The organism is Neglectibacter sp. X4 (genome assembly GCF_009917365.1).
Taxonomy (GTDB): Bacteria; Bacillota; Clostridia; order Oscillospirales; family Acutalibacteraceae; genus Acutalibacter.
Genome location: NZ_QWLE01000006.1, coordinates 101,279 through 125,269, shown reverse-complemented (window position 1 = coordinate 125,269; position 23,991 = coordinate 101,279). Strand labels below are relative to the sequence as shown.

At 58.2% G+C, this 23,991-nt stretch carries 16 protein-coding genes; 2 read left to right on the top strand and 14 right to left on the bottom strand.

Annotation, left to right across the window (positions count from 1 at the left end; translation table 11 throughout):
- Window positions 1-75 precede the first annotated feature (75 nt).
- Together D1841_RS05185 and D1841_RS05180 are read right to left on the bottom strand one after the other, a co-directional pair.
- Window positions 76-1,311 (bottom strand): ABC transporter substrate-binding protein, encoded by a 1,236-nt coding sequence (locus D1841_RS05185; RefSeq protein WP_160641593.1) that lies wholly within the window; start codon window positions 1,309-1,311, stop codon window positions 76-78.
- Between the two features lie 459 nt (window positions 1,312-1,770).
- Entirely contained in the window at window positions 1,771-2,640 is an 870-nt protein-coding gene (locus tag D1841_RS05180; protein ID WP_160641592.1) for a DUF362 domain-containing protein, read from the bottom strand.
- A 331-nt stretch (window positions 2,641-2,971) separates the two neighbouring features.
- Here D1841_RS05180 and D1841_RS05175 point away from each other — a divergent pair, with 331 nt between their 5' ends.
- Together D1841_RS05175 and D1841_RS05170 are read left to right on the top strand one after the other, a co-directional pair.
- Window positions 2,972-7,936, top strand: a complete 4,965-nt coding sequence (locus D1841_RS05175) for a M60 family metallopeptidase (protein WP_160641591.1) — start codon at window positions 2,972-2,974, stop codon at window positions 7,934-7,936.
- A 59-nt stretch (window positions 7,937-7,995) separates the two neighbouring features.
- Window positions 7,996-9,309: an S-layer homology domain-containing protein gene (locus D1841_RS05170; RefSeq protein WP_160641590.1), complete on the top strand. Its 1,314-nt coding sequence runs from the start codon at window positions 7,996-7,998 to the stop codon at window positions 9,307-9,309.
- Window positions 9,310-9,546: 237 nt separating this feature from the next.
- On the opposite strand, the gene D1841_RS05165 is transcribed toward D1841_RS05170, so the two are convergent.
- The 12 genes from D1841_RS05165 to mfd all read right to left on the bottom strand — a co-directional run bounded on the left by D1841_RS05165 (window position 9,547) and on the right by mfd (window position 23,956).
- Window positions 9,547-10,209: a V-type ATP synthase subunit D gene (locus D1841_RS05165; RefSeq protein ID WP_160641589.1), complete on the bottom strand. Its 663-nt coding sequence runs from the start codon at window positions 10,207-10,209 to the stop codon at window positions 9,547-9,549.
- A gap of 6 nt (window positions 10,210-10,215) precedes the next feature.
- The gene (locus D1841_RS05160) at window positions 10,216-11,589 is read right to left on the bottom strand and encodes a V-type ATP synthase subunit B (RefSeq protein ID WP_160641588.1); all 1,374 of its coding nucleotides are present in this window, start codon (window positions 11,587-11,589) and stop codon (window positions 10,216-10,218) included.
- Complete coding sequence (locus D1841_RS05155) at window positions 11,589-13,361, bottom strand: V-type ATP synthase subunit A (RefSeq protein ID WP_160641587.1); 1,773 nt, start codon at window positions 13,359-13,361, stop codon at window positions 11,589-11,591. The genes D1841_RS05160 and D1841_RS05155 overlap by 1 nt, the downstream gene beginning before the upstream one ends.
- Before the next feature lie 41 nt (window positions 13,362-13,402).
- Entirely contained in the window at window positions 13,403-13,723 is a 321-nt protein-coding gene (locus D1841_RS05150; RefSeq protein ID WP_160641586.1) for a V-type ATP synthase subunit F, read from the bottom strand.
- Complete coding sequence (locus D1841_RS05145) at window positions 13,716-14,675, bottom strand: V-type ATPase subunit (RefSeq protein ID WP_160641585.1); 960 nt, start codon at window positions 14,673-14,675, stop codon at window positions 13,716-13,718. The genes D1841_RS05150 and D1841_RS05145 overlap by 8 nt, the downstream gene beginning before the upstream one ends.
- Window positions 14,676-14,703: 28 nt before the next feature.
- On the bottom strand, window positions 14,704-15,294 hold the full coding sequence (locus D1841_RS05140; protein WP_160641584.1) for a V-type ATP synthase subunit E: 591 nt from the start codon (window positions 15,292-15,294) through the stop codon (window positions 14,704-14,706).
- Window positions 15,295-15,331: 37 nt separating this feature from the next.
- On the bottom strand, window positions 15,332-15,841 hold the full coding sequence (locus D1841_RS05135) for a V-type ATP synthase subunit K (protein WP_160641583.1): 510 nt from the start codon (window positions 15,839-15,841) through the stop codon (window positions 15,332-15,334).
- A gap of 1 nt (window position 15,842) precedes the next feature.
- On the bottom strand, window positions 15,843-17,885 hold the full coding sequence (locus tag D1841_RS05130) for a V-type ATP synthase subunit I (protein ID WP_160641582.1): 2,043 nt from the start codon (window positions 17,883-17,885) through the stop codon (window positions 15,843-15,845).
- A gap of 15 nt (window positions 17,886-17,900) precedes the next feature.
- Entirely contained in the window at window positions 17,901-18,218 is a 318-nt protein-coding gene (locus D1841_RS05125) for a hypothetical protein (protein ID WP_160641581.1), read from the bottom strand.
- A 349-nt stretch (window positions 18,219-18,567) separates the two neighbouring features.
- A complete protein-coding gene (locus D1841_RS05120; RefSeq protein WP_160641580.1) occupies window positions 18,568-19,686 on the bottom strand; it encodes a peptidylprolyl isomerase in 1,119 nt (372 codons plus the stop codon).
- Between the two features lie 97 nt (window positions 19,687-19,783).
- Window positions 19,784-20,338: a GNAT family N-acetyltransferase gene (locus tag D1841_RS05115; RefSeq protein WP_160641579.1), complete on the bottom strand. Its 555-nt coding sequence runs from the start codon at window positions 20,336-20,338 to the stop codon at window positions 19,784-19,786.
- 126 nt (window positions 20,339-20,464) lie between these two features.
- A complete protein-coding gene (mfd, locus tag D1841_RS05110; protein WP_160641578.1) occupies window positions 20,465-23,956 on the bottom strand; it encodes a transcription-repair coupling factor in 3,492 nt (1,163 codons plus the stop codon).
- Between the last annotated feature and the right edge of the window lie 35 nt (window positions 23,957-23,991).

Here is a 23,991-nt window from a genome sequence, read left to right as displayed (position 1 = left end):
CCTGTCGAGGATTTCCAACACAGAAAACGCACGTTTTGGACAAAAAGACGGTGTTTGCGATTTTTCAAACAAGCCCTAGTCCAGGCCCACGTAAACGCCGTCCTGGATTACCATGCCCTTGGGGGACTTGCTGACAGCGCCTGTCTCATCCCAGGTCATGTTCTCGCCGGTAAGGCCGTTATAGGAGAAATCTGCGCTTGTGAACTTGGCAATCAGCTTGTCGCACAGGTCGGAGGCGGAGATATCAGCGGCAATCTCCTCGTCCTTGATGGCGTTATAGATAGACCACACGCAGTCGTAGGCGTCGGCGGCAAACTGGTTGGGCACGTCGCCAAACTGCTCCTTGTAGGTGGAGACAAACTTACTGGTGGCCTCGTCGTCAGAGTCGGCGTTAAAGGGGGTCAGCAGCATAACGCCTTCCGCCAGGGAGGTGTCGAAGCCGTCCAGGGTGAGGATGCCGTCCATGCCGTCCACGCCGAACCACTGGGGCTTGTACCCCACAGAATCGGCCTGGATGAGGATCATGGAAGCTGCCTCATAGTACATGGGCAGGAACACCAGGTCTGCGCCATTATCCTTGGCGTCGGCAATCTGCACAGAGAAGTCTGTGGAGGTGTCGTCGGTGAAGGTGGTGGCGGACACCACCTGAATGCCCAGCTCCTGGGCCTTGCTGGCAAAGGAATTATAGATGCCGGTGGAGTATACGTCATCGTTCTTATAGATAACAGCTACCTTCTCCCCCAGTTTCTGGTCGTAAATATACTGGGCAGAGGCGGAACCCTGGTTGGGATCCACAAAGCACATCTGGAAGATGTTGTCCTTGCGGGGGATTTCCACTGTTTCTGTCAGGGGGTTCTCCACGCCGCCCAGCACGTCTGTGGAGGAGGCGGAGGGGGTCAGGAAGAAAATGTGGTCGTTATTGGCCTCGGTGGAGGTGGCCACAGCAGGCTTGGAGGTAACGGAACCCAGGAATGCCTGCATACCCCAGTCCTTCAGGGTGTTGTAGGCGGTAACAGCCTTTTCGGGGTCGTGTACGTCGTCCTCATAGCGCAGCTCGAACTGCAGGCCCCCCAGGGCGTTGATTTCGTCCACCGCAATCTGGGCGCCGTTTTTGGCGGCATTGCCGTAAATCGCCGCGCCGCCGGTAAGGGGCCCGGTGCCGCCGATTTTAATAGCCGCGCCGGTGCTTTCAGGGGAAGAACCTGTGCTGGCAGGCTGGTCTGCTTGAGAGGAGCTGCTGTCGCCGCAGGCGGCAAGGCAGGCCGCAACCATGAGCAGCGCAAGCCCCAATGCGAATAATCTCTTCTTCATTTCCTATCACCTTTCCTTTTCGGGGGCCGTTTCTTCATTTTCTGGCCCTCTTTCTCAAAAGAATGTCCCCGGGACAGCCGCCCCGGAGCGGGAAGCCGGGAAATGCAAGTTCCAGGATGGGAAATTGCATTTCTCTTTTTCCGTGTACATTATTATACTGAGATTTCGCCCGGCTTTCAATAGGAAATTTGCACAAATGTCTTGGTGCTGCTGGAGTTTCGGGCATACATTCTACCAAGCCCCCTGTCTCCTGTTTTGCAGCTTTTATGGGTCTGACATTCAAAAAATTTCTGTTTTGTAACCCTTTTCCCCTGTTTTCAAAAGGGTTTCTCCCCTTTGCACAGTATTTTTCACCTGCGCTCGCCTATTCTGGACAGATATGCGAAAGCCCCCATCCCGCCAAAAGCTAAGGATGGGGGCCTTGCCATTTTCCTGCAAACGCACAAAAGGCAGCGGGAATTACTCCACTTCTACCAGCTCATACTCCCGGGTGCCGTAGCCCAATTTGGCGGCGGCTTCGATGGTCAAAACGCCGTTGCGGCTTTCAATGCGCTCCAGCAGGTGGGCCTGGCCGGGATCGTCCTTGGCGGCATACACCAAATCCAGGCAGGCCTGGTCGATGGCGATGGGATCCAGGGAAGCCAGGATGCCGATATCCTTCATGCAGGGATCCTCTGCCACAGCGCAGCAGTCGCAGTCTACAGACATATTCTTCATTACGTTGATATAGGCGGCGTTGCCATGGAAGAACTCCACCACAGAGGCAGCCGCGTCTGCCATGGAACGCAGGAAGGAATCGTGGTCGGCAGTCCAGATTTCGTCGGGATTGCCGGCGCCATGGATATACGCCTTGCCAAAGGAGGAGGCCACGCCGATGGAAAGCTGCTTGATAGCCCCGCCGTATCCGCCCATGGGATGGCCCTTGAAATGGGACAGCACCAAGAGGGAGTCGTACTTCTTCAGGTTTTTGCCCACATAGTTCTTCTTGATTTGCAGGCCGTCCGGAATGTCCAGCTCCAGATCCGGGCCTTCCGCATCCAGCAGGTCAAAGTCGAAATACTCATCCCAGCCATGAAGGGAGATGGCCTTGAGGTGCTTTTCCGTAGTGTTGCGCTCTCCGTCATAGGCGGTGTTGCACTCGGTGACAGTGCCGTCTACAAAGTCCACTACAGGCTTCCAGAAATCGGGGCGCAGGAAATTCTGGTTGCCCACCTCGCCGGAATGCACCTTAATGGCGGTTTTGCCGGGCAGATCCTTTTGCAGAAGCTTGAAAAGCTCCAGCACCTTTTCGGGGGTGATGGTTTTGGAAAAATAGACCTTGGAACTCATACTGCTGACACTTCCTTTTATTATAATGGTATTTCTTTTCGGGCTCTCCATCCGGGCCGCGTCCCTTTTCCTGTATTCTAGCATGGCGGGCCTGTAAAAGCAAGGCATAGGGGAAGAATTTACATAAGGGTTTTCCCGGCGCGCTTTTCCGCCTGGGGGATTTCAGGAGAAAAAGACAGATTTTCTGTAGAATTTGGGAAAAACAGCTTGCCTTTATCTGGGGGGATTTGCTATAATATTCCATACAGAACAGGTGTTCCGCCGCCTCTCGTGGGGCGGCATGATTCTTTGTCACTTTACATAATCCCTGTTTGGAAAAGGAGCTGAACCTATGAAATTTTCCGCACGCATTCTTTCCCTGGCGCTGGCACTGGCCCTTGCCCTTTCCTGTGCCTGCCCTGCCCTGGCCCTGGAAAGCCAGGAGGAAATCGAAACAAAGCCTTTGACAGAGGCTGTCCCCGCTTTGGGGGAAATTCAGGCCACCCTGCGCCTGGACTATGCCCAAAAGCGCTCTGCCCTGCAAAACCACGACGTGAAGGCTGTCCTGCTTCAAAACGGCAGGCAGCTTGGTGCCCTGCCCCTGTGGGAAACAAACAGCTTTTCTGTGGGAGGGTATCCGGCACAGGTGGAGCTGAAAAACGCTGACGGCGGCCCGGACGGCACAGGCTGGCCCCGGTATGCCACGCTGTCTGTCAGCGGCCTGCCCCAGGGCAGCTATACCTTAGCCTTTTCGGGCCTGGGGTATAAGAGCTATTCCCACAACATCGTGCTGCAAAACTACTCCCAGCACCTGATTCTCGGCACCGGGGACACCACCTTCACCCTGGGGGACTTTAATCGGGACGGGCGGGTGAATGAGATTGACCGGGACCTGCTTTCCCAGCGGCTTGCCTCCACGGATCCCAGCCAGTATCCCACCTATGATTTGGACGGGGACGGCGCTGTGGGGCTGGCAGATTTGGCCTATGTCACCCGGAACATCAAGGCAACAGGCGCTGCGGAGGTGAAGAACACAGCCTTGCTGTCTCCCCCTGTGAACATAGCCGCCCTCACCTCCCTGGGGGCCTCCGCTTCCAGCGGGAGCCTGTCCGACCTTTTCACAGACAACGGCCGCAGCGTCAGCCTGGCGTCTGCCGGGAACACCCTGGATTTGCCCATTGACTTTGGCAGCAGCCCGGTGGAAATGTCCCAAATCACCATTGACGCGCCGGAAAACGGCGGCCTGGAAACAGGCACCGCCACTGTGGAATATACAGACGGCTCCAGCGAGCCGCTGTCCTTTAACGCCGCCCTGCCCGCCGGGGTTTATGCCATAGGCCGCGGCGACGGCCTGCGCACCATCACCCTGGAATTGGGCAAGCGGGTGCCTGTAAAGAAAGTTACCATCTCTGTCAGCAAAACCCCGGACGGCTATGTGACTGTGGAAACCATCCGGTTTTTAAAGGACATTGTGCCGGAAAACCCTGTGGCCCCTAACCGGCAGGTTACAGGGCTGACAGCGGCGGCGGGCCACGAGAAGGTCACCCTGAAATGGCGGGAGCTGCCCAATGTTACCGGATATCGGGTGGACTTCTGGCCTGTGGGGAAGGAAAGCAACCGCAGGAGCGTGCAGGCTTCTGTTCCCTATGCGGAGGTGACGGGCCTTGACAACCTGCAGGCCTATAAGTTCCAGGTGACCCCCACCGCCGAAGGCTGGACAGGGGATCCCTCCGACACAGTGGAGGCCACGCCCCAGCCCAGCAAAAAGCCGGACGCGCCGGACATGGTGCAGGTTACCGAGCTGGAAGGGGCTTTAGGCATTTCCTGGAAGGCTTCAAAAGCCGCCACCTTCTATGAGGTATATTACAAGGAGAAGAACGCCTCCGCCGCTTACCAGCAGGTGGGCGGCAGCCTGCGCGCCACCAGCGCCACCATCTCCAGCCTGAAAAACGGCACCCCTTACCAGCTTTATGTGGTGGCGGGCAACGAGGTTGGGAAAAGCGGGGCTTCCCGCATTTCAGAGGGCACCCCCAAGGCCGTTGTGTACGACCGTCCCGAGGGCCTTCCCTCTTCCGGGCTGCTGGACGCCGGGAAGATAGCCAGCATTAAGCTGGGGGCGCCGGGAAACTATGCCGGCAAGGAATATACGGCGGACAAGCCCTTTAAACCTGAGAACATGATTGACGGGGACTACCGCACCCACTGGACAGCCGCCAACTGGTATGGCAACGAGCATGTCATCACCACCTTTAAGGAGCCTGTGGATCTGCAGGCTGTGCTCTGGTCCCCCCGGCTGGACGGCAACTATCCCCGGTTCCTGCGGGCTTACAGCGTCCAGGTCTGGTATGAAGGGGAAAACGTGAATGGCCCAGGGCACCTGCTGGTGCCGGATCCCGCAAAGGGCGGCCAAGACAGTAACGGCGGCACTGCCGGCGGAGATGTTTTCACCTGGCCCACCATTCCCAACAAGAGCGCCATCCCCACCTCGAAATTTGCCATCCTGCCCTTCGGGCCTGCCAAAAAGGTTATCCAGATCAGCGTGGCGGTGGAGCAGGACGGGTATAATATTGTAAGCTGCTCTGAGCTGCTGTTTATGGAATATGATCCCGATCACTGCCTGCCGGACGAGATAAGCGCCCTGTTCGCAAACGAGCTGCGCACCCGGCTGCGCTCCGGGGTGACCCTGCAGCAGATAAACAGCCTGCGCACCCGGTTAAACAGCGATGAGCGCTTCTATTACCTGGACACCGCCACCCTGAAGGATGAGCTGGATCTGGCCCAGGAGCTGCTTTCCGGGCAAAGCACCGGCGTGGTGGTGGAAGGGATACAGTCCCGCAGCGCCAGCGCGGACAGCCAGAAGCACAAGCAGTCTGGCAGCGAACTGCAGCCTTTAGGCGTGGCTGCCAAGGCAAACCAGGAAATTACTATCTATGCCTCCGGCATCCCCAGCGGGGAGAAGGTTTCCGTATATGCCACCCAGTTTAACGCCGAGGCTTCCACCTGGCGCGCCCTGGCAGGCACTTTGGAAAACGGGCGCAACACCCTTACGGTTCCGAAAATCGGCAGCCAGAGCACAGAGCGGGGCGGCAGCCTGTATATAAGCTATGGAGGCGCCAGTCCCCACCTGATAAACCTCCATGTGCGCAGGGCCACAGACATCCCTGTGCTGGAGCTTTCCGGCTGGTATTCCATGACGGAACCTGCCCGGAAGCAGGTTATCAGCGACTATGTGGCAGAGCTGAACAGCTATATAGGCAAAGCCGGGGTGACGGAAAGCAACAAGACCACGAAATGCTTGAATGTGACGGAAATTTCCACCCCCACCATGCTTTTGTCCCTGCCTGCCCTGGCTGTGAAAAACAGCGCCCCCGCAAGCGGCCTGGCAGAGGCCCTTTATAACTCCGTCCTGGCCTGGGAGGACGTGATGTACATCTGCAACACCACCCAGGGCATTGACGGCGCATACAGCGGCAACACCATGCAGACGCGGCAGAACATCCGGTGTATGCAGATGTTCTCCGGTGCTTTCATGTATGCGGCTGGCAGCCACATCGGCGTGGGATACGGCTCCTCTGCCGGGCTTTGCGGCGGCGCCCCCATTGCAAGCCTGCCTTCCGGCGCTGCTGCCAACAGCCTGTTCGGCTGGGGCATTGCCCATGAAATCGGCCACAACATGGACAAGCTGGGCAAAGCGGAAATTACCAACAACCTGTATTCTTTAATGGTGCAGACCTATGACGGGAAGCAGGGCACCCTGCGCTCCCGCCTGGAGGCCAGCGGGAAATACCAGGGCATCTTCAACAAGACAGCCCAGGGCCTGCCCGGCGCTTCCAACGACGTGTTCGTGCAGCTTGGCATGTACTGGCAGCTTCATCTGGCCTATGACAACCAGTCCCCCACAGACTTCTACAACAGGTTCTTCAAGGCCTGGAAGGCCGGCACCTATACAGACGGCGTTGCCTCCCCCACCTATGATGAAAAGCTGGCCCTCACCGCTTCCGGGGTGGCAAACCGGAACCTGACGGCGTTCTTCACCCGCTGGGGCCTGGATTTAAGCAGCGCTGTGAAGGAAAAGCTTTCAGATTATCCGGCGGAAACCCGGGCTGTCTGGTACTTAAACGACCAGAGCCGCCGGGACAGGCTAAACGGGGTTTCCAGTTCTACAGCCAGCTTCTCTGCCTCTGCCGCTAAACGGGCGGGCAGCGACACGGAAATCCAAATTGTCATCACGCCTCCCAATGTCCGGAACCTGCAGGGCTATGAGATACAGCGGGACGGCAAGGCCATTGCCTTTGTGCCCAGCACCGGGGGCAGCGCTGTATACACAGACGTGATTGGCTCTGGAAACCATCTGGCCTTTACCTATACGGTAACGGCGTACAACACCCTTGGCAATGAAATCGGCAGGGCAAATGCCGGGCAGGTGCGCATTGCCTACGACAAAACCGTACCTGCGTCTGACTACACTGTTACGCGCAGCGGCAGCACTGTCACCTTTACCCTTCGCAGCGAGACAAGCGTTTCCGGCATCAAGCTTACCGGCAGCAGCCGTCCCGCTTCCGGCAGCTATACGGTGACAGTCACCCAGGCCGGGGGCAAGTCTGTAAAGGCCCGGGAGGGGAACTTCTCCACCGGCAACCAGGCTGTGGACGACAGAAACAGCTATCTCACCTATTTCAACAAGCCCGGCACCTCCAGCACAGACACCCGGGTGTGGACTTATGACGCAAAGACTGTTACAATTACCGGCATTCCCGCTGCCATGGCCTCGTCCGACATCCAGCTTATCAGCTATGCCGGGGACGACGTGTCCTTCCTGGAGGACCAGGGGGGCTTTATGGGCAGGCTGGAATCTGATTACCGCTATGGGGACGGCACAGGCGACGTTATCCCTGCCGGGACTTTAATCATCGCCGGCACCTACCGGGGGGATCCCGTATACAACACCCTGCGGCTGAAGGGGAAATTTACCAAAACCCAGGCCGTTACCAATGCCAGCGGCAGCGAGCAGGTGGTGGTGTCGGAGGAAATCCGGGACATGGACGGCTATGCCCTGCTGTTTGCGGAGATTCCGGAGGACAAGCAGGTAAGCGATATCAGCGACGGGCTGTTCATCTTCGTGCCCAACGTCCAGAAAGAGGCGGAGCTGCAGGGAGCCACCCACTGCGACGGGGTGAATCTGCTGCCCAGCCAGATTATGGTGGAGATGGTGCGCAAGGATAACCCGGACGGAACCGGGGGCCAGCGCACCACCGCCCAGACACTCTGGGCGCAAAGCCCTGGCGGCGATACCCTGCCTGTCATCCGGCTGGCGTAAGGCGAGCCTCATTTCCCGCAAGAGTACTTTACTTATATGAGAAAGGATAGGACATATCCATGAAAAAATGCAAGAAGCTGGGGGCGCTTTTGCTCTGCTGGGCCTGCCTGCTCAGCGTCCTGCCCCTGCCTGCCTCAGCCGCCGGCCTTTCCCTCACCTACCGCCAGACAGCCCAGGGCGCTGTGGTGCTGGGGCTTAGCGGCCTGGAAAGCGGCAAAACCATTTACGGCGTACAACTGGAGGTTACCCTGGCAGGCTCTTATGAAGCCTCCCAGGTGTCCCTCACCCCCGCCGACCCCCTGGCCTACAGCCCGAGGCACGCCGCGGCGGTTACCCACAGCCAGGGACAGACCACCCTTACCGTATACCTGGCCTCCCCTCTGGCCCTGAACAGCGGCTCTGCCCTTACCCTGGGGGGCTTGTCCGCAAACGGCATGGGGGTGATACCGGAGCGGGCCAAAGTGGCCCTGCTGGACTCCCAGGATATAGCAGGGGGCGTGGAGAACCTTTCCCTGGCAGAGGTGCCGGTGGTGCAGTCTACAGACAGCGAATCCCCTGACCTGCCCTTTGGGGAAAGCCACCCCATCACAGCCCCCCAGGCCCCCCATGGCTCCTACCAGGTGCTTCAGGCGGCCCGGGAGAACCAGGTGGTCACAGTGTACGTCCAGCCGGAAGCCGGATATAAGCTAGGCTCCCTGCTGGTGACAGACAGCAAGGGCCAGCCGGTTGCCATTCTGGACATGGGCAGCGGGCAGTACACTTTCCGGATGCCCGGCAGCGCTGTGAAGCTGGAGGCCATATTCGTCACAGCGGGTAATGTTTACCTGCCCTTCACGGATGTGAAGGAAAAGGACTGGTTTTACGCCTCGGTTCAATATGTATACGACCGGGGCATGATGCAGGGAATGGATGAAACCCACTTTTCCCCTGGGGTTGCCACCAGCCGGGCCATGATTGTCACCATCCTGCACAGGCTGGAAGGCTCTCCGGCGGCAGATTCCAGCAAGTTTACAGACGTGCCTGCCGGGCAGTGGTATACACAGCCTGTGGCCTGGGCCGCCGCCAACAAGCTGGTGGAGGGCTATGGGGACGGGCGCTTCGGCCCCACCCACATTATTACCCGGGAACAGTTTGTCACCATCCTGCACCGCTATGCTGTGATGAAGGGCTATGACGTTTCCGACTGGGCTGATCTTTCCCGGTTCCCGGACATCCAGAAGCTGGCCTCCTTTGCGGAATCCCCCATGCACTGGGCTGTGGGCTGCGGGCTGATTAACGGCATGGACGACGGCACCCTGGCCCCCAAGGGCAGCGCCACCCGCGCCCAGGCCGCGGCTATCCTCACCCGGTTCTGCGAAAGGAACGGTATGTAGTTTTATAATGGCAGACGAATAAGTCAGGCTGTCAAGCTGGCGGCTGGTATAGGCAGTTCAGCCGCTCAACGTGAAAATCTGGATGTACCGATTTTCACGTGCATTTACTATATTGCCTGCAGAAAGCCCCCCGGATTCCGGGGGGCTTTTTCATGGGCAAATCCCTCTTCACTGCACAAAAAAGCCGGGCGAAAGGCGGTTTCTGCCTTTGCCCGGTTCTTTGTACAGCTTATACTTTTAGTTCAGAGGGTCATCATAGCCATGGGCTTCCTTGAGCATCATGTCCTTGACCTTCATCAGGCGGATCTGGGTAGAGCGCTCGTTTTCGTCCAGCTTCATGGAGATGTATTTGATGTTTGCCTGCAGTTCAGGAATCATCACATGCTCCAGGGCGTTTACCCGGCGGCGGGTTTTTTCAATCTCCACCGCCATAAGCTGGCAGCCCTTCTCGCACTCGGCCAGGGCCAGCATGTCGGGGAACACGTCTGCCAAAGACTGCACCGCACCGTCCAGATCGCTGGAGGTGAAGGCGAAGCCATAGGAAAAGATGTCGTTCTGATCCGGCGTGCGGGTCTTAAACGTGAACTTGGGGATTTCCACGCTCATCACGTTTTCGGCCTCGCTCTCCAGAGAGACACGCTGCTTGGGGGCAAGCAGGGCGGTGTTTAAAACCTGATCCTGCATCCCAGCCCGGGCCAGAAGGAAATTCTTGTTGGCGGCCCCTATGCCCTCTTCCACACGTTCCCGCAGGCGCTTGTTTTCCCGCACCTTGTCCAGGAATTGGCGCATCAGCTCGTCGCGCTTATCCTTCAAAAGCTTGTGGCCCCGGGTGGCGGTTGCCAGCTTCTTTTTCAGGCGCGTCAGCTCCATGCGGGTGGGATTCACTTGTGTGCCGGCCAAGGGTCATCACACCTTTCCGTAATACTGGTCGAGGAACTTGTCATTGATACGCTTCAGCTCGCCTCTGGGCAGGATGGACAGAAGCTTCCAGCCCAAGTCCAGGGTTTCCTCAATGTCCCGGTTGGATTCATAGCCCTGGGAGACATATTCTGTCTCAAAGGCGTCTGCAAACTTGGCGTACAGCTTGTCAATTTCCGTCAAGGCAGCTTCGCCCAGCACCACCATCAGTTCCTTCGCTTCCTTGCCTCGGGCATAGGCGGCGAAGAGCTGGTTCATAGTGGCGGCGTGGTCAGCCCGGGTGCGGCCCTCGCCGATGCCCTTGTCCTTCAGACGGGACAGGGAGGGCAGCACGTCGATGGGCGGGGAAATATTCTTGCGGTACAGCTCGCGGCTCAGGATAATCTGGCCCTCGGTGATGTACCCGGTCAGGTCGGGGATGGGGTGGGTCTTGTCGTCTTCCGGCATGGACAGAATGGGAATCATGGTGATGGATCCATTCTTGCCCTTCTGGCGCCCGGCGCGTTCGTACATCTGGGCCAGGTCCGTATACATGTAGCCAGGATAGCCCCGGCGGCCCGGCACTTCCTTACGGGCAGCGGAAACCTCGCGCAGGGCGTCGGCATAGTTTGTAATGTCGGTGAGGATAACCAGCACGTGGTAATTCTTCTCAAAGGCCAGGTACTCCGCGGCGGTTAAGGCCATGCGGGGGGTGGCGATACGCTCAACGGCAGGGTCGTTTGCCAGGTTCACAAACATAACGGTGCGGTCGATAGCCCCTGTCTCCTTAAAGCTTTCCACGAAGAAGTTGGATTCCTCGAAGGTGATGCCCATGGCGGCGAACACAACCACGAAGGGGTCATTGGTGCCGCGCACCTTGGCCTGCCTTGCAATCTGGGCGGCAAGCTGGGCATGGGGCAGGCCGGAGGCTGAGAAGATGGGCAGCTTCTGGCCGCGCACCAGGGTGTTCAGGCCGTCGATGGCGGAAACACCGGTCTGGATAAACTCCTGGGGATAGTTGCGGGCGGCGGGGTTCATGGGCAGGCCGTTGATGTCTGCCCGGCGGTCGGGCAGGATGTCCGGGCCGCCGTCAATGGGCCGGCCCAGGCCGTCGAATACGCGGCCCAGCATGTCCTCGCTGACCCCCAGCTCCATGCTGCGGCCTAAAAAGCGCACCTTGGAGTTAGAGAGGTTGATGCCGGTGGAGTTTTCAAAAAGCTGCACCAGGGCGTTGCCCTCGTTAATCTCCAGCACCTTGCAGCGGCGCTTCTCGCCGTTAAACAGCTCAATTTCCGCCAGCTCGTCATAGGCCACGTTTTCCACGTCGCGCACCAGCATCAGGGGGCCGGCAACCTCTTGGATCGTCCTATATTCCTTGGGCATCAGAATTCCTCCTTTGCCTGTTTGGCGTCATAAAGTTCCTGCTCCAACTGCTTGGAAACCTCATTAAAGACTTCCTTCACCTTCTCAGGCTCTGTGTACTTGAAGCGGCCAATCTGTTCCCGCACAGGCAGGTCTATCAGGGTGTTGATATCGGCGCCCTCGCTTAAAGCCTCGGCGGCCTTCTCATAGTAGGCAATGATAAGCTGCATCATGTCATGCTGCTTCTCCAGGGAGGTGTAGGTGTCGATATCATCGAAGGCGTTCTGATGGAGGAAGTCCTCGCGGATAGACCGGGCGGCTTCCAGCTTCAGGCGGTCAGGGGCGGAGAGGGCGTCCATGCCAACAAGCTGCACAATTTCTTCCAGCTCGGACTCGTCCTGCAGAAGACGCATCAGCTTGTTGCGCAGCTCGATCCAGTCCTCCCCGGCGTTTTGGTTAAACCAATCCTGCATGGTGTCCATGTAGTTGGAATAGCTTGTAAGCCAGTTGATGGCAGGGAAGTGCCGCTTGTAGGCCAGGGAGGAGTCCAGGCTCCAGAACACCTTGACAATGCGCAGGGTGGCCTGGGAGACAGGCTCGGAAATGTCGCCGCCGGGAGGGGATACAGCGCCGATAACGGACAGGGCGCCTTCCCGGTCGCCGGAGCACAAGGTCATCACGCGGCCCGCGCGCTCGTAGAACTGAGCCAGGCGGCTGCCCAGATAAGCAGGGTAGCCTTCTTCGCCGGGCATTTCTTCCAGACGGCCGGACATCTCGCGGAGGGCCTCTGCCCAGCGGGAGGTGGAGTCGGCCATGAGGGCTACGGAATAGCCCATGTCGCGGAAATATTCGGCAATGGTAATGCCGGTGTAGATGGAGGCCTCCCGGGCCGCCACAGGCATGTCGGAGGTGTTGGCAATCAGCACCGTGCGCTTCATCAGGGACTGGCCTGTTTTCGGGTCAACCAGCTCGGGGAACTCGTTGAGCACGTCGGTCATCTCGTTGCCGCGCTCGCCGCAGCCGATGTAAACCACGATGTCGGCCTCAGCCCACTTGGCAAGCTGGTGCTGCACAACAGTTTTGCCGCTGCCGAAGGGGCCGGGCACAGCCGCCACGCCGCCTTTTGCAATGGGGAACAAAGTATCCACCACCCGCTGGCCTGTAATCAGGGGCATGTCGGGGGACAGCTTCTGCTTGTAGGGACGGCCGCGGCGCACAGGCCACTTCTGCATCAGGGTTACCGGCACGTCCTTGCCGTCTTTGGTGGTGACGGTGCAGACGGTGTCTGTGACCACATAGCTGCCGCCTTTTATCTCCTTGATGGTACCTGTAATGCCAGGGGGAACCATAATTTTGTGGGAGACAATTTCAGACTCCTGCACAGTGCCGATGATGTCGCCGCCGGAAACCTCGTCGCCGGCCTTCATGGCGGGCACAAACTCCCACTTGGCGTCCCGCTTTAGGGAGGGGACTTCCACGCCTCTGGACAGGTTGTTGCCCGCAACCTTCATAATATCGTCCAGGGGGCGCTGGATGCCGTCATAGATACTGCTGATAAGGCCAGGCCCCAGCTCCACGCTCATAGGCTCGCCGGTGGATTCCACAGGCGCCCCGGGGGCAAGGCCGGAAGTCTCCTCGTAAACCTGGATGGAGGCTTCGTCGCCATGGATCTCGATGATCTCGCCAATCAGGCGCCTGTCGCTGACGCGCACCACGTCGAACATGTTGGCGTCGCGCATACCCTTGGCGATGACGAGAGGTCCGGCCACTTTTTTGATAGTGCCTTTACTCATGTTTCTCGATCACCCGTTTCTCGATGATTTTATTGTACAGCTTATTTTTGGTTAAAGATAATATCAGAGCCTACGGCCTGCTCTACCGAGCGCTTCACCATATTGATGCCAAGCCCTGTGTTGCCATGCACCCCGGGGATGGGGATAACGGCGGGCAGCAGGTTTTCCCGGCAGCGCTCCAGCTCGGGAGCCAGCTCTTCTGCCATGGCCTCGGTGATATACACAATGCCATAGTTTTGATCGCACAGGTTCCGCAAGGCCCTGGCCCCGTCCTCGGGGGTGGACACCGGGAACACTTCCAGGCCCAGGGCGGCAAAGCCGTAAATGCTGTCCCGGTCGCCTAATACGCCAATCTTATACATACATATCCCTCAGCCTTTCCCGGATAACCCCGTCGTCCAGCTCGTTAAGCTTGCCGGAGAGGATAATCCGCACAGTGTTCACCTCATTCTGCCGCGCCAATACATAGGCGAACAGAGGGCCTACTGTGAAGGGGTTGCGCTTTTGCTCTTTAATCAGATCCATTACCTGATCGTCGCACCACTTTTCAAAGGCTGAATAGGATTCCTTCAGCTTTTCAGCGGCCCCGCTGTAGGGCGTGGCGGCAAGATACCCGTAGATATCTTCCACGCTTTTGCAGGCAGCGGCGGAAAGGGAGGACACGTCCAGGGTGCCGCAGGGGGCCAGGGCCTGGTCGATAAAGGCTTTGGACTTGCCTGTTTTGCAGGCGCGCACCGCAGTCTTAATGTTGGAGACAGCCACCCGCAACTGGGCATACTGCTCCAAAAGCTCGTTTTTGCTGTCCTTGCCGCACTGGAGGATGCCTGTCAGGCAGGCCCTGTCCAGGATTACGTCGCACAACTGCCCGTCGCCAGTCTGCAGCAGCACATGGTATGCCTCGTCCGCTGCCTCCGCCATTTGGGGGGGCAGGGATGTGAAGTCGTTATCCTTCACACAGCGCACCATCGCCTGGGGGTCAATGGAACCCCCGCTCAGGAACACGTTCTGGGGCTGGGTGTCTGTTACCACGCACTTGACCGCAGCCTTGAGGTTGTTGTAGTCGATAGGGTACAGCAGCACGGAGAAGGGCGCCAGGTCATCCGTCAATTCCCGGATGAAAGCCCAGGTCTTTTCCTCCTCTGCCGCAAGCAGCGCTTCGGCAGAGCTGCCGCCGCTCCAGCCCTTGTCGTTCAGCACCCGCAGGCACTCGTCGAACCCCCTGCAGGCCATGAGCTGGTCGATGTCCTGACGGCCCAGCAGGGCAAGCTCTCTCGAGCGCACCCGCGCCACCGCGTAGATAAAATCGTCACTCATAGATGGGAATTCCTTTCTTTAGGGGGATTTATGCCGGGAACAGCAGCCTGCCGGCAGCGTCCCGCAGTGCGTCTGCGGCATCTTCAAAAACCGCCCGGAAGGTGCAGTTGATATCCATGCCCCCATACACCAAAAGGAACCCGCTTTCTATATCGGCAGGCGCAGGGGAAATGTGCATGTCGGCTTCCGGAACAGCCTGCTTCAAACGGGCGAGAAAATCGCCGGGCAGGCGCTTTAAATCCTTCTGGTTCAGCCGCAGCTCTCCCTGGCCCTTTTGGGCGAAGCGCTTGTAAAGCTGCAGGAGCGTGTCGAAATACTCCTTGTCCGGAGCCTCCTCCAAGGAAGCCCTGGTTTCTTCAATGGCCTCCCCAATGAGGCTCTGCTTAAAGGAAAGCATCTGATTGCGTTTTTCAAGTTCCGCGGCAGACTGCGCCCGTTCCCGGATGTCCTTTGCGTCCTGCTCGCCCTTTTGCAAAATGGCGTCAGCCTGGCGCTTTGCCTCCTCCTGGGCCTCTTTAGCAGCCTTTTCAGCCCGCTCTTTTGCCCCGGCGAGGATTTCGGAAGCCTCCTGCTGGGCGTCTCCCGCGATTTGGTTGATGATCGATTCCAGTCCGGTCATCCCTGTCCCTCCTCTCTCTCAGGTTTCAGCGGGTTCCTCATACGGACAGGCCGCCAATGCTGGTGATGGAGAGGATGGAGATGAGCAGGGCCAGAACCGCGTAGGTTTCCACCATGGCGGGGAAGATCATGGACTTACCAAACTGGTCGGGGCGCTTTGCCACCAGGGAGATGGAGGACACAGCAGCCTTTGCCTGCCATTTGGCGGACACCAGGCCTACAATTGCCATGGGCAGGCAGGCGGCCAGGTACAGCAGGCCCTTAGCCAGGGTCAGGTCGGCGCTGCCGCCCAGAATGCCGATTTGGGTCAGGGTGACGAAGCCGATGAGCAAGCCGTAAATGCCCTGGGTGCCGGGCAGGAGCTGGAGAATCAGAACCTTGCCGAACTGGGAGGGGTCTTCTGTTACAACGCCCGCGGCGGCCTGGCCGGTCATGCCAACGCCGATGGCGGAGCCGATGCCGCCCATGAGTGCAGCCAGCACAGCGCCGGCCAGCGCGAACACAATGCCTAACTGATCCCAATTGAATACTAAGCTAGAGATGTCCATTTTACTTTTCCTCCGTAATCTTAAAGTATTTTGTCTTAGCGGCAAAAGGCTCGAACTTCCGCCCGCCGCCCTCATAGAATTTGCCGAAGAACTCCACATACTGCAAACGGTTGGTATGCACGTATGCGCCCAGCAAATTGATGAGCAGGTTGAGAACGTGGCCTATGATAAAGACCAGGATGAACAGGATGGCTCCTACAACGCCGCCCCCTGCCATGGTGCCCAGCATGTTGAACACGTTGGCAATAACGCCGGTGGCAAGGCCTAAAGCCAGCAGGCGGGAATAGGACAGGATGTCGGAAAGCCAGCTTGAAACACCGTAAAGCCCGTAAAGGCCCTTTAAGAGGCGCTTTACGCCTTTGCTCTCCCGGCCGCTGGTGGCAATGATGCCCACCGCGCCAATAGCTGCCAGTACAATGGCGATGGTGCTGACGATGGAGGGGATGGCTAAATCCAGGCTCATCATATCCTGGAACATGTCGCTGCCCACCAGGGCAATGATAAGGCCTCCCACCAGCATATACCAGAAGCCCGAATCATACAGGGCGTCGGCATATTTCCCGCGCTTTGCATACTGGTAAATCTGCATGGCCAAGCCGGCGAACAAATGGATGATGCCCAGCAGGAAGCTGAACAGCATCAGCCGCATGGGGTCGCTTAACGGGGCGAACCACAGGGGCGGCGTTAAAGACGGGATGTTGTCTACAGAGGGGATGTTCGAATAGTATCCGAAGAAGGTGTGGGCGATGGTATCCACCGCGTTGCCAAAATAGCTGCCGAACATGACGCCCCAGAACATTGTGGACACGCCGCAGAAGAAGAACATGCGCATGGTCTTGCGCAGGCCCGCTTCTATGTTTTTAAACTTTAAGAGCACGATGGCTGTGCCCAGGGCAATGAGGAAGCCATACCCTGCGTCTGACAGCATCATGCCGAAGAGCACGTAATAAAACACGCACATGACCTTGGAAGGGTCAACCTCCCACTTGCCAGGCAGGCTGTAGCCATCAATGACGCTTTCCACAGCAGAAGCAAAGAAGCCGTTTTGCAGCTTCACCGGCAAGTCCTCGTCCTCAGAGGGGGTCTCCAGCTCTACAAAAGCTTTATACTCCTCCTCAAGCTGCTTTTGCAGCAGGGGGGCTATGTGAGCGGGCACAAAGCCCGTCAGGTAGAACACATGGGGGCTTTGCCACAATTCCCCCAGCACCTGGTATTTATCCCGGCGCATGGTGAAATAATCCGCTGTAAAGAGCAAGGCCTCCCGGTCGCCGGCAAAAGAACGGATTTCCGCTTCTGCCTTTTCGATCTCCCTCCGGGCATTCCCAATGCGGCCCTTCAGCTCCTCCACGCGCTCTGCGGGAGCTTTTTTGGAGGGGGCCGCCGGGTACGTAAAGCCCATGCCCCGCAAAGCGCCCTCCACTTCATTTGCGTGGCTGCTGTGGCACATCACGAAAACGCAGGTTTGCTGCGCCTGGGCGCTTACCACCTCCACCGTAACGGAGGAAACCTTTGGCAGCGCCTGGGCCAGCTTATTCTTTAAATCCGCTTCCGGCACTTCCTCCGGGAAAGAGCCGATAAACACGGCTGTGGATCCTGTGCCCTTTGTGCGCATGGAAATGTCCAGCCCCAGCCAGGGGGCAAGGCTCTCAATTTGCGCTTCCAGCCGCAGGATTTCCGCCTGTTCGTCGGCAACCTTCTTGCCCAGCGCCCCAATGCGGGAAGCCTTTTTCGTCACTTCCGGGGCCTCTTTGGCGGTCTGATCATACTGCTTGGCGCTGATGGCTGTGCGCCCCTCCAGCATGGAGAGCATCCCCTTCTGGGGCGGGGCGTAGCTGTCCAGCACCGTCACAGCGTTGGTAATAAGCTGTACGTTCTTTTCAAATGTCTGCTTTGCGGAGGCAGTGTCCGTTTTGGAGAAAAGCTCCTCGGCGGTGTCCGGGGAGTTTACCTCCACGGCGCCTTTGCGCTGCAGCATTTCCAGGATTTTTTTGCGGTTGTTTTTCAGCGCATATATATGTATACGCTTCATTTCCACTACCGCCATCTGCATCGACCTCCTTTAGGGCTGCCCCAAAACGATTTTCCGGATCTCCCCCGCCACCTTCTCGCGGGCCTTTCCGGCACTGGCTTGCAGGTCTGCCTGGGTATCCGCAAGCGCCTGCGCAGACTGGGCGTGCAGCTTTTCCGCGTCTGCGCGGGCTACGCCCCGCAGCACCTCGGCCTTTTTCCTGGCCTCCTTCACCGCGCCCGCAATGGCTTCTTTGCCCTGCTCCACGGCTTTTGCCACTAGCTGTTCGCCTTCCTCTTTGGCACGCAGCACCGTCTGGCGGGCATCCTGCTCCGCCTGGTTTACGGCCTGCATGGTGTCTTTTGCCAAAACTTCTCACCTCCTGCAAAAGAATGCTTATGCCGCCTTCCCGGGAAAAAGACGCTCGGAAAGGCTGCCTAAAAAAAACGGAATATTTTAGGCGCGCATTACTTTATCATTATACACTCCGCCTATGAAAAAGTAAAGGGCAATACTGGGTAGAATCCTGAAAAATGTCAATTTAAAAAAACGCCTACAGCCGCGCGAAAGCTGGGTTTCCCGGCGGCCGGATGAGCCTCCTGCACAAAACGCCTAAAATCCGCCTTTGTTTTTCGGCGTTTTTCCCAGAGGCTTTTGGATGGAACAAAAAGCGCCCCCGGCCCTATGCCGGAGGCGCTGCCCGCTTTGCGGGTTATTTTTACTCAGTCTCTGAACTTTCAGCGGCAGAACTTTCCCCGTCCCCGCTGGAAGAGGGGGCTACGGAAGCGCCGGTCTGGTTCTTATCTGTCACCACATCGTCTACCTTGACGCGGCCGATGGCCTTTTCATTGACCTCCACGCCGTTAAGGGCCTTGCCTTGCTCCAGCGCATACTCGTTGAACTCGTTGCCCTTCATTTCCACCAGCAGGTCTTCCTTCTGGGTGGCATCCTCCATAACTTCCTTGAAGCGATCCTCCAGGGAAAGCTTTTGCAGCAGGTAGATGCCCATATCCACCTCAAGCACTTTAGCTTCATTGTCCTTCATGTCGGGCAGCGCGCCGGAGATGTTGGGGTGCATTTCGCTCTTTTTGGCGGCGCCAGGCGTTTCATGCTGGGGCGTGGTCTGGGTTTCATAGGAATAATCCGTGTACGCTTCCGAGAAGGTGGTTTCCCCGCTGTTGATCTTGTCGGCATACTCGTTTATGCTGTCCAGCATATCCTGCTTTTCCTGGTCTGTAAGGGCCACGCTGTTGCCATCTTCGTCCATTTTGCTCTTGGACACGTACATATACTCATAGCTGTCATAATTCTCTTTGTAGTAGTCCAGCATTTCGCTTTCAGAAAGCTCTTTCTCGCCGCCCTCGCCATACATGGCCAGCATGACCAGCCGGGCGCGCACGTTGTGCTCGGCATAAGCCTTTTTAAAGGACTCTTCGGAAACGCCCATGGCCTCCAGCCTGCTCTTAAAATAGGGCCAGTAAGTGGAAGCGCCGGTTTCAATGGCGGTCAGGTCGCTGGTCTGCATCTCCAGGCCCAGCTCCTCAAACTTGTCGCAGATAAAATAGTATGCGCCCACATAGGCCAAAGCCCTGTCCTTCATCCAGTCTTTAGACTTCTGCCCGTCAATTTCCCCTTCCAGGATCTTGTCGGTTGCCGCCACCCGGTTGCCGGCCTCGGTGTAAGCGCTGCTGAGGTAATAGATGTACGCGCCAATGGGCATCACGTCATCGCCGTGTTTCGCGGCCCAGGTATCGTCCTCGCTGTAGCAGGCCCCACAGCTTACCGCCAGGCACAGGGCCAGGCACAGGCAGAGGGCTTTTTTCAAAACATTTCTCATGGGTATCATGCCTTTCACAGTATTATAGGTTTTAAAATTCCGTATTCTGGCAAAACATGCCGTACCCGCTTATTATACAGCAAAATGCCCTGGTTGTCTACTGTTTATTTCGCTTTTCGCTTTCCCGGCTGTCCAGCAGCCCGTACACATAGGTGTCTTTCCAGAGGGGCCGCCCGTTTTCGTCCTTCCAAAAATAGACATTCTGCCGCAGGCATCCCTCCCGGGCAAAGCCCAGAGATTCCAGCAGCCGCCAGGAGGCCCTGTTCCGGGGGTCGCATTCGGCAAAGACGCGGTGCGCCCCCTGCTCAAACGCCCGCCCTATAAGCGCCCGGCAGCTTTCAGCGGCAAAGCCCTGGCCCCAGTACCGGCGGTTAAACACATAGCCCATTTCCAGGCTTTCAAAGTCCCGCCTGCCCAGGTACACGTTGCCAATCAGCTTTCCTTCCGCTTTCAGCTCTACTGCCGTCATCTCCTCTGTGGAGACACGCCAGGCCAGATCCTCCCGGCATTCCTCCAGGGTTTTGGGCTTATACGGCTCAAAGCGCACCACCTCCGGGTCGGAGAGGTACTCGAACAGATCCTGCAGGTCGCTTTCCCGGTAGCGGCGCAAAATCAGCCGTTCTGTTTCCAGAATCGTATCGTTATGGTCCATGATGCATCCTCCTAAAATTCAAGATAGTTCTCCTGATCCGGTTAGGGCTGCATCCCACAAGTTTGTGCATAGCTAAGATGTTGATACTTTTTCCTCCCATTTCACGAAAGTCTGGCAAAAAGTATATCATTTCCCCTCTGCCCTGTCAACAGGGCCGCCTGCCTCTTCCATGGCGGAGAGGACTTCCGAAAGCGCCTCCAAGGGTTCCCTGCCCTGAAGCTTTACGCTGAGGTACGGCCTGCTGCCCGCGCTTAACAGCACCCGGCCCTGCATCAGCTTTATCAGCGCGCCCACCTGGCCCATGTCAAGCTGTGCCACGTACAGCAGGAGGGCCTCCCCCTGCTGCTTCACCTCTGTTATCCCCAGCCGGGAGGCGGTGTTCCGCAGCAGGGCAATGTCGATAAGCCCCTGGACAGCCGGGGGCGGGTCGCCAAAGCGGTCGATAAGCTCGTCTGTCACGTCCATGGCGTCGGACTCTGTCTCCACCTCGGCAATGCGCCTGTACACGTCCAGCCGCAGGTTCAGGCTTTCGATATAGCTTTCCGGGATGTGGGCCTGCACCTGCATATCCACCAGGCACCCTTCGTCCACCGGGCGCTTCGGCTCTTCCCCCTTCATCAGGCCCACAGCCTCGCTTAACAGCCGGATATACATGTCATACCCCACGGTTTCCATGTGCCCGTGCTGCTCACCGCCTAAAATGTTCCCGGCCCCCCGGATTTCCAAATCCCGCATGGCGATTTTAAAGCCGGAGCCAAATTCTGTAAACTCCCGGATGGCGGAAAGCCGCTTCTGGGCAATTTCCGTCAGGGCCTTGTTGGGAGCATAGGTGAGGTAGGCATAGGCCCTGCGGTTGCTGCGGCCCACCCGGCCCCTGAGCTGGTGAAGCTGGGAAAGGCCCATGCGGTCGGCGTTGTCGATGATGAGGGTATTGGCAGTGGGCACGTCTACCCCTGTTTCAATAATGGTGGTACACACCAGGATGTCGATTTCGTGGTCTAAAAGCTGCCGCCACACCTCGGAAAGCTCCTCCTCGTTCATCTTGCCATGGCCGATGCCGATTCTGGCCTGGGGCACGTTCTGCTGGATGCGGGCCGCCACACGCTCTATGGAGGCCACGTCGTTATGGAGGAAATACACCTGCCCGCCCCTTCTCAGCTCCCGGAAAATGGCGTCATTTATCACGCCCTGGTCGTATTCCAGCACATAGGTCTGTACCGGGTGCCGGTCGTGAGGGGCTTCTTCAATTACCGACATGTCCCGTATGCCGGAAAGGGCCATGTTCAGGGTGCGGGGGATGGGCGTGGCGGAAAGGGTGAGCACGTCGGCAGACTTGCACAGGGTTTTCAGCTTTTCCTTCTGGGCCACCCCAAAGCGCTGCTCCTCGTCGATGATGACAAGGCCCAGGTCTTTAAAGCCCACGTCCTTGCTCACCAGGCGGTGGGTGCCCACAACCACGTCCACACTGCCCCTTTTCACCCGGCGCAGGATTTCCTCCTGCTGCTTTGGCGTGCGGAAGCGGGACAGCAGCTCCACGTCTACAGGGAAGCCCTCCATGCGCCTTAAAATGGTCTGGTAATGCTGCCAGGCCAGGATGGTGGTGGGCACCAGGATGGCGCACTGCTTCCCGGCAGTGATGCATTTGAAGGCTGCCCGCAGGGCCACCTCTGTTTTGCCAAAGCCCACGTCCCCGCATAAAAGCCTATCCATGGGGGATTCCTTTTCCATATCGTCCTTGATTTCCCCCACGCACCGGAGCTGATCCTCTGTTTCGTCAAAGGCAAAGCGGTTTTCAAAGTCCCGCTGCCACTCCCCGTCCGGCGGGAAGGCATAGCCTTTTTCCTGCATCCGCTGGGCATAAAGCTGTATCAGCTCCCTGGCGATGTCCTTCACCGCCGCCCGCACCCGTGCCTTCTGCTTCTGCCACTCCTGGCCCCCCAGCCTGTGCAGCTTCACCCCCGCGTCCTCCCGGGGGCCGATATACTTGCTCACCATGTCAAGCTGGGTGACAGGCACATAGAGGGTGTCGCTTTTGGCATAGCGCACCTTGATATAATCCTTTAAAATGCCGTTCATCTCCAGCTTGTGGATGCCCTCAAAAATGCCGATGCCATGGGCGGCGTGAACAACATAATCCCCGGGGGAAAGCTCGGAAAGGGAGGAAATTTCCTTGCTGTTTTTGTCCCGCTTCTTTTTTTTCTGCTTCACAGCCCCCAGCCGCCCATGGGTTAAAAGGGAAAACTGGGCGTTTGGCAGGTCGAACCCGGCGGAGAGGGTACCCTCCGTCACTGTGACTGTGCCCTTCTGGCAGGTGGAGGGGGATTCCACATAGGCCGCGGGCAGACCCGCCTGCTTTAAATCCTGGGCCAGGGCCTCCCCTGCCCGCCTGGTGCCGGAAAGCACCACGCAGGCCCGTTTTTCCCGCAGCAGGGCGGACAAATCCTCCATAAGCAGCTCCACGCCCCCGCCCCACACCGGGAACTGCCGCACCGTCATGTTTACAAGGGTGCGGGTGGGCACCTCATAGCTGCCCCGGGCGAACACGTCCAGAAACAGAGCCGGGGTGCGCTCCGCCTGGGAAAGGGCATATTCCCAGGTTTCTGAGAACATGTCAAGGCCCTTGCACAAAAGCCCTTCCTCCAGATAAGCCTTTACATCCTCCCCCCACTGCCACAAAGTGGTGCGCATACGCTCCTTCAGCTTATTCCCTTCGGAGAAGAAAAGGAGGCTGGTTTCAGCAGGGAAATAGTCAAAGAGGGTGGCGGGCTTTTCATACACCAGGGAGATGAATTTATCCATAGAGCCAAGGTGCAGTCCGTCTTTTAGCTTTTGGGCCTCCCCCTCCAGCACTTCCCGGGCCTTGGGCGCCCGCTTCCCCCGCAGGGAGGCTGCAAGCTTTTCTATCTTTTTTATAAGCGCTCCGGTGTTTTTCGGCAGCACCTCCACGCAGGGGGCTAAGTCCACCCTGCCCGCAGGCTCTGTGCGCCGCTGGCTTTGGGGATCGAAAAAGGAGATAGAGTCAATTTCATCCCCCCAGAACTCCACCCGCACAGGCTCCCGGGCGCTGGGGGAGAAGAAGTCCACAATGCCGCCCCTGTGGGAAAACTGCCCGGTGCCCTCAATCTGATCCTCCCGGGTATACCCGCAGCTTACCAACGCTCCCAGCAACTCCTCCGGGGAAAGGCGCGCCCCGGCTTCCAGGGCAAACAGCCGGGAGGAAAGCTCTTCTGGGCCTAGGGTGTATTGCAGGGCCGCGTCCATGCAGGCCACCACGCAGTCGCACAGGCCGCTTTGCAGGCTGGAAAGGGCTTCTATCCGAAGCTGCTCATATTCATGGGAGGCTCCCGCTGTGTCCCGGAAGTTAAAGTCCCGCAAAGGATACTGGGCCACCCGCAGCCCCAGGGCCGTTAAGTCCTGGGAAAACCGCTGGCCCTCCCCCTCGTCCGCCGCAATGACCAGGGCCTTGCGCCCGGTTTCCCGGCACAGGGAGGCTATTACCAGGCATTTGTGTATCCCGGAAAGCCCTGTTACAGCCCCGGGCAGGGCGCCCGCCCGCACCGCCCGGCTGAGATTCATATATTCCGGGGAGTGTTTCAGCGCGTTAAAAAGAAATTTCATGGCTCCTCCTTGGTTGGGGCAAAGCCCCGGCTTCC

What these genes read in the sequence shown, in the direction of transcription:
- D1841_RS05185 (WP_160641593.1), bottom strand. Translation starts at nt 1,311, where the DNA reads ATGAAGAAGAGATTATTCGCATTGGGGCTTGCGCTGCTCATGGTTGCG.
- D1841_RS05180 (WP_160641592.1), bottom strand. Translation starts at nt 2,640, where the DNA reads ATGAGTTCCAAGGTCTATTTTTCCAAAACCATCACCCCCGAAAAGGTG.
- D1841_RS05175 (WP_160641591.1), top strand. Translation starts at nt 2,972, where the DNA reads ATGAAATTTTCCGCACGCATTCTTTCCCTGGCGCTGGCACTGGCCCTT.
- D1841_RS05170 (WP_160641590.1), top strand. Translation starts at nt 7,996, where the DNA reads ATGAAAAAATGCAAGAAGCTGGGGGCGCTTTTGCTCTGCTGGGCCTGC.
- D1841_RS05160 (WP_160641588.1), bottom strand. Translation starts at nt 11,589, where the DNA reads ATGCCCAAGGAATATAGGACGATCCAAGAGGTTGCCGGCCCCCTGATG.
- D1841_RS05155 (WP_160641587.1), bottom strand. Translation starts at nt 13,361, where the DNA reads ATGAGTAAAGGCACTATCAAAAAAGTGGCCGGACCTCTCGTCATCGCC.
- D1841_RS05150 (WP_160641586.1), bottom strand. Translation starts at nt 13,723, where the DNA reads ATGTATAAGATTGGCGTATTAGGCGACCGGGACAGCATTTACGGCTTT.
- D1841_RS05145 (WP_160641585.1), bottom strand. Translation starts at nt 14,675, where the DNA reads ATGAGTGACGATTTTATCTACGCGGTGGCGCGGGTGCGCTCGAGAGAG.
- D1841_RS05140 (WP_160641584.1), bottom strand. Translation starts at nt 15,294, where the DNA reads ATGACCGGACTGGAATCGATCATCAACCAAATCGCGGGAGACGCCCAG.
- D1841_RS05135 (WP_160641583.1), bottom strand. Translation starts at nt 15,841, where the DNA reads ATGGACATCTCTAGCTTAGTATTCAATTGGGATCAGTTAGGCATTGTG.
- D1841_RS05130 (WP_160641582.1), bottom strand. Translation starts at nt 17,885, where the DNA reads ATGGCGGTAGTGGAAATGAAGCGTATACATATATATGCGCTGAAAAAC.
- D1841_RS05120 (WP_160641580.1), bottom strand. Translation starts at nt 19,686, where the DNA reads ATGAGAAATGTTTTGAAAAAAGCCCTCTGCCTGTGCCTGGCCCTGTGC.
- D1841_RS05115 (WP_160641579.1), bottom strand. Translation starts at nt 20,338, where the DNA reads ATGGACCATAACGATACGATTCTGGAAACAGAACGGCTGATTTTGCGC.
- mfd (WP_160641578.1), bottom strand. Translation starts at nt 23,956, where the DNA reads ATGAAATTTCTTTTTAACGCGCTGAAACACTCCCCGGAATATATGAAT.